Genomic DNA, 10,653 nt, shown 5'->3' on the forward strand with positions numbered 1-10,653 from the left:
TTTTCTCTTTTCTTTTATTTTCTTTTATTTTAAAACTAAAACAAGAGGCTGAGACAAGTCTGTATCAGTCCCTTTTTTATATAGCAGGACTGAGAAAGCTAGAACTAAATGCACTAGCTTTCTCTCGTCTGCAATGATAGCAATCTAATTAGAACTGCTGCTGGATTGAGTGAGCTTGCTATTGACATGCTCCTCAACATTTTTGGCGTGTTCCTCATAAGTATTGGCGAAGTAAACAGCGCCTGTTTCAACATTTGCCACAAAGTAGAGGTAGTCCGTCTTACTTGGATTAATGGTAGCCTCCAGAGCAGATAGGCTCGGACTATCAACTGGCCCAGGCATAAGCCCTTCTTTTTTATAGACATTGAAAGGCGAGTCGATATTAGTATCAATCTCAGCGTCCTCTTTCAGAGTCGTTTTCTTTCCTAGCTTGCCTTGAGCATAAAGGATAGCAATATTACTCTGAAGCGGCATCGCTTGATTGAGACGATTGTAAAAGACGCTGGCAATATCTTTGCGGTCCTGATCTGTCGAACCTTCTTTTTCTACCAGAGAAGCAAGTGTCAGAACTTCATTAACCGTCAAGTTCTTTGATTCAATAGTAGAGTAGTAAGAAGACAGATTGGTATTCATTGCGCCCAACATCTGGTCAATCAAGCTTTCCAAATCCGCATCCTCACCATAGTTATAAGTGGCAGGGAAGAGATAGCCTTCTAAGCGGTACTTGACTCCGCTGTCCTTGCTTGGCAATGTGCCCAGCAGCTGTGGATACTTAGCCGCCATCTTGGAAATGAAAGCTTCATCCTGTACTTTAGCTAGGAAATCGTCCTTACTAAAAGGTGTCTTGCTAGTCTTCTTAGAAGTTGCAGCTGCATTAACCGTCACAGCCTCTGCAATCTGCTCCAGTGTATAGCCTTCAGGAATAGTAACCTTGCCAACAACTGGTGGTTGCGGCGTATCTGTTCCGCCTTCCTGAAGCTGCCGAGCAATGGTATCTAGATCCATACTCTTCTGGAGATTGTAATAGCCGGACTGGTAATTGTTAAAGCTTTTAATCTTAGAATACAGACTAAAAACTTGGGCATTTTTAATCAGCCCCTTTTTCTCGAGGATTTCCCCAATCTGTTTAGAGCTAGAGCCTTCTGGTACTTCAACTGTCACATACTCTGTTGCGTTTGCATCAACAGGTTTAAGAGCTGAAGATACATAAGTATAGCCGACAACTCCTGTGACCACAAGTCCCAGCAGGACAATCAGCAGAACCGTTGTCATAATCCTGCGGGCTAAGGTGTTTTGACGTTTTTTCTTGACCGTGTTGTTGGCCCGATTAGCCCGAGATAGGACCTCATTGGGCTTCTTATCTTCCTCATCCAATCGGCCATAGACCTGAGGATGAGCCTTTTCATTCTCTGCAACCTTGTAAGAAACATCTACCGAAGCCGGTCTAGCTTCAAAGTCCTCCGCAGCTGCTGTTTCTTTTGCAGAAGCAGCGTCCACTTCTGATTGGCTAGTTGAAGAGGGAGTTTGTTCTTCCTTTTCTCCAGCTAAATCTTTCAAAATCTGCTCTTTAAAGCTCAGATTCTTCTCTTTGTCTTGTGATTTTTCAGTCAAAAATTTGACCTCCTTCATCATAATCCCTAACATTATATCTTAAAAGTCAGATAAATGCAATAAGAGTAGGATTTTCTAGCTTATTATTGGTTTTTTTGCAGCTTGAGACTAGGATTTTCCCAGACCATATCAAACCAAGTAGCGCCTGCATAAGTTGATTGTGACAAACCTTCATTTACAAAGGCATGCTTCTCGTAGTAAGCGGTGAGGTAGTCGTGGCAGGTCAGATTGATGCCGTGGCGTTCATCTGCTATAGCAATCTCTTTCATAGCTTCCAATAGCTTGCGGCCGACCCCCATCCCCTGAGCATCTTTCGAGATAGAAAGGCTGGTCAATGAGATAAAGCCACCGTCCAGATGACTATAATCTTCAATCTCCTCTGTAAAGGAAATATCCTTTAAATAACGTTCTGGACGGACAGGTCCCTCCAGATAGCCTAGAATCTTACCATCCTTTTCCGCCACCAAAAAAGTCAAAGATAAAGTTTGAATATGAGCTGCTAAGCTTTCTCGACTAACAGCCTCTTCTGGACTGAAATTTTCCAATTCGATAGCATAAATAGCTTCTAAGTCAGCCATTTGAGCTTGACGGATAATCATCACTTCTCCTTAAAATTGGGATTTTCCCACACCATATCAGACCAGATAGCTCCACCATGAGTTGAGTCAGAAATCCCTTCGTGGACGAAACCATTCATCTCATAATAAGGTATCAGCTCATCATGACAGGTTAGGCTAATGCCCTTTCGATTTTGCTGAACAGCTATCTCCTTGAGAGCTGCAAGCAATAAGGTTCCGACCCCCTGCCTCTGAAAATCAGGATGGACGGACAGACTTTGGACGGCAATGAAGCCACCTTCTGGAGAATTCGCACCCACCTTGTTAAAGAGATTATCTGTCAGATATCGCGCCTGAATAGCTGGTCCAACAATATAGCCCACCAGCTGACCATACAGCTCTGCTAGTAAAAAAGTATCAGCAATCTGCTCAATCCGTTCTTTGAGAACTTCTGAACCGGCTGCTTCTGCTGCTGGAAAATTCAGCTGCTCGATTGCAAGAATTTCCTCCCAGTCGCTCAAGTCAGCCTGTCTGATTCGAATCGGTGCTTCCATCAAGTCTCCTTCTACTGAACATTGCTGGTCAGATTGGACAAGAGGCGCTCAAAGGAATATTCATAGGTCTGGATGTCTCCAGCTCCCATAAAGACATAAACTGCATTATCGTGGTCAAGAAGAGGAGAAACATTATCCACGTCAATGACCTTGGCCCGCTTCACAATCTTTTCAGCCAGATCTTCAACCTTGACATCGCCATTGTCCACCTCACGCGCAGATCCGTAAATCTGAGCTAGATAGACTGAGTCAGCCTGATTGAGGGCTTCCGCAAATTCGTCCAAGAGAGCAATGGTCCGAGTGAAGGTATGCGGCTGGAAGATTGCCACGATTTCCTTGCTTGGATATTTCTGACGGGCTGCATCCAGAGTCGCGATAATTTCCGTTGGATGGTGAGCAAAGTCATCAATGATAACTGTTTCATTGACAATCTTTTCAGTAAAACGACGTTTAACTCCGCCAAAGGTCTTGAGGTGTTCCCGAACTAGATTCAAATCAAGACCAGCAGTATACAAGAGGCCGATTACTGCTGTCGCATTCATAATGTTGTGACGGCCAAAGCTTGGAATTTGGAACTCACCCAGTTCCTGACCGCGGAAAGAAACTTTAAAGCCTGATCCGCTGGTAGAACGCAAGAGGTCGTGAGCAACAAAGTCATTGCCCTCTTCCTTGAAGCCATAGTAGTAAATCGGGGCATTGGACGTAATCCGGCGCAATTGCTCATCTTCTCCATAAATGAAGAGTCCTTTAGTAATCTGCTTGGCATAGTCATTGAAAGCGTTAAAGACATCTTCCAGGCTCGTGAAATAATCCGGATGGTCAAAGTCAATATTGGTAATGATCGAATATTCCGGATGATAAGGCATGAAATGACGCTCGTACTCGTCTGACTCAAATACAAAGTACTTGGCATTGGCAGAACCGCGGCCTGTACCATCCCCAATCAGATAGCTAGTATCCGTGATATTGGAGAGAACATGGGAGAGAATACCCGTTGTAGAGGTCTTCCCGTGGGCACCAGCCACTCCCAAGCTGACAAAGTCACGCATAAAGCCACCTAAAAATTCATGGTAGCGTTTATAGCCAATACCGTTTGCGTCTGCATAGGCAATTTCTACATTGTTATCCGGACGAAAGGCATTGCCGGCAATGATTTCATAGTCTGGCTGGATATTCTTTTCATCAAAAGGCAGGATGGAAATGCCAGCCTGCTCCAGACCGCGCTGAGTGAAATAATATTTATCAACATCACTGCCCTGAACCTTATGGCCCATCTGGTGCAACATCAAAGCCAAAGCGCTCATACCAGAGCCCTTAATCCCGATAAAATGATAGGTTTTCGTCATGATTACTCCTTAAGATACAAGGCCATAAAAGCAAGTCAAAAGAGGAAAATCTCCGCAGACCGTAATCAGCCCGCAGGGATTTTCTTTATGTACAAGCTTTTAGGCACCACCAAAACACCAAAGAAGCCGGACCAATCAGTAAGTCCCAGCTTCTAGCACCGATTTTCTTCAACCGATGACGGATGTTATATGAAGATAGATTTTACATTTACATAATCAACTAGCAATTTCCTTTATACATCAGAAAACTGCAGGCAGAAAAGACTAGAGCAAGCCAGCTTTATTCGCTGTCCAAGCCTGTCAAGTTCAGTTCCTGAGCCTTGGAATGCTTCAACTGCTCCTCCTTAGCTCTATCCTGATTATAGATCTGACTGGTTTTTAAAAAATCATAATTGTTCTTCTTAGGCTTTTCTTCCGGCTCCTGCGGCTGAGGGCTATACTCAGGCTGAATATCCGCCAAAATATAGTTATCCTGCTGAAGCCTATCGCCAAACTTCGTAAATTCCCCCGATGTATTCTTCTGAAAAGGGGCTGTTGGCTTCGGTCTTTCCGCATTAGAAGCTGTCGCAAGCTTTCTGCTGCGGACCTTAGTCGGAAGGTCGCTGGTCAGATAAGACGCTGAACGCTTTTTTTTCAAATCAGCCCGAGCCTCCTCGCGTGCCTGTTCAGCATAACGGATAGCTGGATCTTTCTTATCAATCGGCTTTTTAAAATCCTTGAAAGCAGACTGCTTTTGCAGCGGTCTTCTGATAGCCTGACTGGCAGCGATGGGAGCATGCCTGCTGGAGTCCACAATCGGCATCCATTCCAAATAATTACGGTCAGTATAGTCTCCGGTAATGTTGCTAATGAGATCTAGTTCATCATAAAGATTCATATGTGGCATTTCCGTCAGCATGATTTCATCATCTGACACCAGAGGAAATTGTTTATCAGTCATATCTTTTTCCTTTCAACCCTTCATTATTATAAACTATTCAGGCTATTTTTCAAGCTATTCTGCCGAAATTCCCAGAATTTCTCGAATTTCCTCCACAGAGAGACTGGATTTAGCTTCTGCTCCGTCAAGAATAGTCGAAACCAGATTGCGCTTGCTCTCCTGCAGCTCCTGAATCTTCTCCTCAATCGTACCCCGTGTAATCATCCGATAGACTTCAACATTGCGCTCCTGACCGATACGGTGGGCACGGCCGATAGCCTGGGCCTCAACCGCTGGATTCCACCAGAGGTCGACCAAGATGACTGTATCAGCCCCAGTCAGATTGAGACCGACACCTCCAGCCTTGAGGGAGATTAGAAAGGCTGAACGCTGGCCCTCATTGAAGGCTGTTGTCATATCCTGACGCTCATTGGCCGGAGTAGAGCCAGTAATCTTAAAGGACTCCATGCCCATCTTGTCCAGCTCACTCTCGATAATATCCAGCATACCACGAAATTGTGAAAATATGAGGACACGGCGATTACCATCTTGTATCTGTTCAAGTAATTCCCGCAAACTTTCCAGCTTGCCGCTCTCGCCCTCGTAATCTTCCATAAACAGCTTTGGAGTGTCACAGATCTGGCGGAGGCGCATAAGACCTGACAGAATCTCTATCTTGCTGCGATTGATTTCATCTTCTGTCGCATGGATGATTCTGTCCTGCATCTGCTTGAGCAGAGCCAGATAAATGGTCTTCTGGCTATCTGCCAATTCATTGCGATAGGCAACTTCAATCAAATCAGGCAATTCCTGCAGCACATCTTCTTTCTTGCGCCGCATGACAAATGGTTTGATATAACGGGCGACTTTCTCAGCCGGTAGTTTTAAAAATTCCTTTTTACTTGGCAAAAGTCCTGGCATGACAATCTGGAAAATAGACCAAAGTTCTCCCAGATTATTTTCAATCGGCGTCCCAGAAAGGGCATAGGTATGCTCCACTTCAAAATCCCGCAAATACTGGGCAATCTTGGTCTGGTCATTCTTCATCACCTGAGCCTCATCCAAAATCAGATACTGGAAGTGGTTATCCTTGTATTCTTCCACATCCTGCCTGAAAGAAGCATAGCTGGTAATGGTAATCTGATGCTTCTCCGCAATCAGCTCATCACGAACATTTTTTAGACCATACACCACCGCCACATCCAAATGCGGAGCAAATTTAGCGAACTCATCGCTCCAATTGTAAATCAGGCTAGATGGCGCCAAGATTAAGACTTTCTCAGAATCATCTATACGCGAACTCAGAAAAGAAATCGTCTGCAGAGTCTTCCCTAGTCCCATATCGTCAGCCAAAATGCCACCGAATCCATACTTATCCAGCATGGATAGCCACTTGACACCCGTCTCTTGGTAATCCCGAAGGTCAGCCTTGACTTGCAGCTCAGGAAGAGGAAATTCCTCAGGGTGAGTCAGATCAAAGGCCAGCTGTTGCACATCTTTTGAAAACTGTACTCTATCCTTACCTTTGAAAAACTCTGCCAGTTGATAAGCAGCTAAACTGCTGGTCTGAATGAAGCCATTTTTAGTCCGCTTACTCCGCAGCTGCTGCAAAGTTCGACTCATCTCCTTGGTCTCTTCATCGAAAATCAAGACTTGCCCGGACTTACTGATAAAGAAGTCCTGCTCCTTAAAGAGCGAATCAAGAACTGCGTCAATCTCTGACTGCGCAATGCCAGCAAAATCGAAACCAACATCTAAGAGGCCGCCCTTCATCTTGACAGAGATCCTTGGACTTTCTGTCTGTGCCAGCGCCTCTAGCTCTTCTGTCATGCTGACACGGCCCAAAGCCTCAAAGTTGGGAATGACTTCTGAGAAGAAATGATAAATTTCTTCCGGCTTCAGAGGCGGTCGCTGGCTGTAAAAGTCTGCCACAAAACCTGCCTGCAGCATTTGCTTAAATACCTGCTGCTCATGCTCAAAATTACCTGCAAAAGGCAGACGTTCCAAATCTTTGCGAGTCGTCACTTTCCTGTCTCCATAGTCAAAGACAGTGTCCAAAATCAGACGCTTGTCAGGACCGATGTCAAAGTCAAACTTGGCTGTAAAGTCATGAATCATCATACTTTCAGGTGCTTCTACCCGACCAACCTTTTTAAACTCAGACAAACTGGAAGCCAGCTTCGTTCTCTCTGACAAGTCGAATTGCAGGCGCTTCAACCGATCATGCTCTATAGGCAACTCCCGTAAAGCCTTAATTAGTCTTATCTGCTGAGGATTTAGCTGGTAGAAGGTATCTCCATAAAAAATAAACTGGCCATCATAAAGCATCTTATAATTCTTCTCAGCAATGACTAGCTCAAAATGCTCTTCATACTCTTCCACTTGGAAAGTATAAACTTCTGCCTCTTCATGTAAATCTTGGAAAAAGACTTCACTGTAGTCATAAAGGCTGTACTCTAAGCGGAAAGAAGATAGATTCATCAGGAAGATAACTCCCTCTTCAAAGATACTAGCCGGGAAGAAAAGATTGCGCCCAGCATTTGGGAAAATCAAAGAAGAATCTTGCCCCTGATAGTCAGACACTAGTCCTTGCAGAAAAACGAGCAAATCTTGACTGGCTTCATCAAAATCCTCCAAATGAATAGCCTCATAGTAACTCTTACCAATCTGATAATGTCCGCCCTTTTCCAAGGTCCGAAGGAAGGAAAGAACGTCTCGGACAACATAAGAGCGCTCGTCCGGCAAGCGACTGATCCGGAGACTCCAGAGAAACTGCCCTGTATAAGAATCCTCCTGACCAGTAGCCGAAAGCTCATAACGAACCTGTTGATTGGATTTATCCGGCAAGAGCTTATCCAAGAACAAGCTTCCGAAAGAAACCAGCTCTTGGGTCTCCTGACTGGTCATCTCCTCTTCTTCCATACTCTTTAGCACATCTTTTCCAGATGGGGCATTTTTCAGATAATACTCCAAGGCTGCCAGATGAGCACAGTATTTTTTCTTCTGGAAAAAGTCGCAATAACAAAAGATGACATCATCATCCAAGCTATAGCGCAGATTACACTCGTCCACACGAGCATATAAAAGAGAATCACTGACCTCAAGGATTACTACCTTATTGTTTTCAACCAGGGCAATTCCTTCTGTCCGAATCTTACCAGGAATTAATTTTGCCATAATTACCACCTTACATTTATCTCACCATTATACCATACTTTCGACATAAAAAAGAAAAGCAAGCTCTTATGCTTACTTTCATTTTTACATATAAACGTATGTTTGTCAAATTGCTGTTTTCCAACTCTACTTCCGCTTCCTTGCAATCAAGTGAATCGGGGTTCCTTCAAAGACAAAAGCTTTGCGGATTTGATTTTCCAGGAAACGCAGGTAAGAGAAGTGCATGAGTTCTTCTTCGTTGACAAAGATGACAAAGGTTGGCGGTTTGGTCGCTACCTGAGTCGCATAGAAAATCTTGAGGCGTTTGCCCTTGTCAGTCGGTGTCGGATTAATCGCGATAGCATCCATGATAACATCATTGAGCACTGCTGAGGGAATACGCGTGTTTTGACTCTGACTGATTTGCTTAATCATGTCCGGCAGCTTATGGAGACGCTGCTTGGTCAGGGCAGAGACAAAGATAATCGGTGCATAAGACAGATACTGGAACTGGTCTCGGATATCCTCTTCCCAGTCTTTCATGGTATGGTTGTCTTTTTCCAGCGTATCCCACTTATTAACAACGATAACAATACCTTTTCCTGCTTCATGGGCAAAGCCAGCGATTCGCTTGTCGTACTCACGAATTCCTTCTTCGGCATTAAGCACCATCAGAACGACATCTGAGCGGTCAATGGCCCGCATGGCCCGCATGACAGAGTATTTCTCTGTATTTTCATAGACCTTGCCTGACTTGCGCATACCAGCCGTGTCGATCATGGTAAATTCCTGACCTTCACTGTCCGTAAAGACCGTATCAATGGCGTCACGCGTTGTACCAGCAACAGGACTAGCAATAACCCGCTCCTCACCCAGGATGGCATTAATCAAGCTAGACTTGCCAACATTAGGACGGCCAATCAGACTAAACTTAATCATATCAGGATTTTCTGCCACTTCTTCATTTGGCAGATTTTCAACGATGGCATCAAGAACATCTCCAGTACCAATCCCGTGGACTGAAGAAACCGGGAATGGATCGCCCAAGCCCAGCGCATAGAAATCAAAAATCTCATTGCGCATTTCGGGGTTGTCCACCTTATTGACCGCTAAAATAATCGGCTTATGGGTCTTGTAGAGCATGCGAGCCACATACTCGTCCGCATCTGTAATCCCTTCCTTGCCAGACACGACAAAAACGATGACATCTGCTTCGTCCATGGCAATCTCAGCCTGGTGTTTGATTTGCTCCATAAAAGGCACGTCAACATCGTCAATTCCGCCCGTATCAATAATACTAAACTTACGGTTGAGCCAGCTTGCTATCGCATAGATTCGGTCGCGGGTCACCCCTTCAACATCTTCCACAATGGAAATCCGCTCACCGGCAATCCGATTAAAGAGCGTTGACTTGCCGACATTGGGCCGGCCGACAATGGCAATAGTTGGTAAGGCCATGTTTTTCCTCTTTCATTCTTTAGGACAGAGCCAAACTCCGCCCTATTTTTCTAATTTCTTTTCTTTGAACAGTTGGTCAATAGCTTGATTAGGCTCCTGACCAAATTGGGCAGCTAGGCGCTGACTCCAGGTTTCCTTAGCTCGCTCGCCGGCATATTCAGTCTGTACGCGGTCATAGGCTTGGATAATTGAACGATCCTGTTCACGATATTCTTCCTCAAAGACCGCTGCTTCATAAGGCAGGCGTGGCTTGACTGCATGGTTCTGATTGGGAGTCCCCAGAGCAATCCCAAAGACTGGATAAGTGTAGTCCGGTAGCTTAAAAAGCTCTGCTATTTGACTGGCAGCATATCGAACCAGTCCAATGATTACTCCACCATAACCCAAACTTTCAGCTGCTAATAGGGTATTTTGTCCAGCTAAAGCAGCATCTACTGAGCTAATCAGGAGATTCTCCGTTCCCTCAGGATAAAAGTCTTCCGTATACATGTGAACGCCCTTTTGGGCACGATTGAGGTCGCCAACAAAAAGCAGGAAGGCTGAAGACTGCCGAATGGCTTCTTGGGGCACCAAGTCAAAGAGGGCTTCTTTTTTCTCTTTGCTTCGCACCACAATGATAGAGTAAGACTGGAAATTCTTCCAGCTGGACGCAGCCCGCCCAGCATCAATGATAGCACGTAATTCCTTATCCGAAATCTGCTCCTCTGTAAAGCGGCGAACAGACGTATGAGATTTCATCAAGTTAATCGTTTCATTCATCGGCGGTTCTCTCCTTCTAGGCGTACCTCCTGAGCCAGAAACTTAATTCGCTCCATAACCCGCTTGGCTTGCCAAGTCTCATCGCCATTCTTAGAGCTGGCAAAGTGACGCTCCAAATCCGCAAAACTAAAATTAGAAGTAAAAAAAGTTGGCAGATTTTCCTGCATACGGTGCTGGAGAATGACCTGCAAAATCTCATCGCGCATCCAAGGACTGGACTGCTCTGCACCGATATCGTCCAAAATCAGCACTTGAGCTGTCTTGACCTGGTCAATCTTCTCCTTGACCAAGCC

9 protein-coding genes are annotated in these 10,653 nt (G+C 45.0%); all 9 read right to left on the reverse strand.

The genetic code is table 11. The features are described 5' to 3' along the window. Positions 1 to 144 precede the first annotated feature (144 nt). Positions 145 to 1,644, reverse strand: coding sequence for an endolytic transglycosylase MltG (gene mltG, locus RWS24_RS06980; RefSeq protein ID WP_314366323.1), 1,500 nt, complete (start codon positions 1,642 to 1,644; stop codon positions 145 to 147). 50 nt (positions 1,645 to 1,694) lie between these two features. Continuing rightward, positions 1,695 to 2,210 (reverse strand): GNAT family N-acetyltransferase, encoded by a 516-nt coding sequence (locus tag RWS24_RS06985; RefSeq protein WP_314366324.1) that lies wholly within the window; start codon positions 2,208 to 2,210, stop codon positions 1,695 to 1,697. Continuing rightward, on the reverse strand, positions 2,210 to 2,722 hold the full coding sequence (locus tag RWS24_RS06990; protein WP_314366326.1) for a GNAT family N-acetyltransferase: 513 nt from the start codon (positions 2,720 to 2,722) through the stop codon (positions 2,210 to 2,212). The genes RWS24_RS06985 and RWS24_RS06990 overlap by 1 nt, the downstream gene beginning before the upstream one ends. Positions 2,723 to 2,733: 11 nt before the next feature. Beyond that, positions 2,734 to 4,068, reverse strand: a complete 1,335-nt coding sequence (gene murC, locus RWS24_RS06995; RefSeq protein ID WP_009659087.1) for a UDP-N-acetylmuramate--L-alanine ligase — start codon at positions 4,066 to 4,068, stop codon at positions 2,734 to 2,736. A gap of 280 nt (positions 4,069 to 4,348) precedes the next feature. Continuing rightward, a complete protein-coding gene (locus tag RWS24_RS07000; protein ID WP_314366329.1) occupies positions 4,349 to 5,008 on the reverse strand; it encodes a cystathionine gamma-synthase in 660 nt (219 codons plus the stop codon). A 54-nt stretch (positions 5,009 to 5,062) separates the two neighbouring features. Beyond that, on the reverse strand, positions 5,063 to 8,164 hold the full coding sequence (locus tag RWS24_RS07005) for a DEAD/DEAH box helicase (protein WP_314366331.1): 3,102 nt from the start codon (positions 8,162 to 8,164) through the stop codon (positions 5,063 to 5,065). Positions 8,165 to 8,290: 126 nt separating this feature from the next. Further along, a complete protein-coding gene (gene der, locus RWS24_RS07010; protein ID WP_125402408.1) occupies positions 8,291 to 9,601 on the reverse strand; it encodes a ribosome biogenesis GTPase Der in 1,311 nt (436 codons plus the stop codon). A gap of 42 nt (positions 9,602 to 9,643) precedes the next feature. Further along, the gene (locus RWS24_RS07015) at positions 9,644 to 10,360 is read right to left on the reverse strand and encodes an NADPH-dependent oxidoreductase (RefSeq protein WP_314366333.1); all 717 of its coding nucleotides are present in this window, start codon (positions 10,358 to 10,360) and stop codon (positions 9,644 to 9,646) included. Beyond that, the coding region (locus RWS24_RS07020; RefSeq protein ID WP_314366335.1) for an ATP-binding protein at positions 10,357 to 10,653 on the reverse strand (297 nt) is incomplete at its 5' end. The genes RWS24_RS07015 and RWS24_RS07020, both read right to left, overlap by 4 nt.

The organism is uncultured Streptococcus sp., from assembly GCF_963528215.1.
In the GTDB taxonomy this organism is placed as follows: domain Bacteria; phylum Bacillota; class Bacilli; order Lactobacillales; family Streptococcaceae; genus Streptococcus.

Coding starts and splice junctions, on each gene's coding strand:
- mltG (WP_314366323.1), bottom strand. CDS start 1,644: ATGTTAGGGATTATGATGAAGGAGGTCAAATTTTTGACTGAAAAATCA.
- RWS24_RS06990 (WP_314366326.1), bottom strand. CDS start 2,722: ATGGAAGCACCGATTCGAATCAGACAGGCTGACTTGAGCGACTGGGAG.
- murC (WP_009659087.1), bottom strand. CDS start 4,068: ATGACGAAAACCTATCATTTTATCGGGATTAAGGGCTCTGGTATGAGC.
- RWS24_RS07005 (WP_314366331.1), bottom strand. CDS start 8,164: ATGGCAAAATTAATTCCTGGTAAGATTCGGACAGAAGGAATTGCCCTG.
- der (WP_125402408.1), bottom strand. CDS start 9,601: ATGGCCTTACCAACTATTGCCATTGTCGGCCGGCCCAATGTCGGCAAG.
- RWS24_RS06985 (WP_314366324.1), bottom strand. CDS start 2,210: ATGATTATCCGTCAAGCTCAAATGGCTGACTTAGAAGCTATTTATGCT.
- RWS24_RS07000 (WP_314366329.1), bottom strand. CDS start 5,008: ATGACTGATAAACAATTTCCTCTGGTGTCAGATGATGAAATCATGCTG.
- RWS24_RS07015 (WP_314366333.1), bottom strand. CDS start 10,360: ATGAATGAAACGATTAACTTGATGAAATCTCATACGTCTGTTCGCCGC.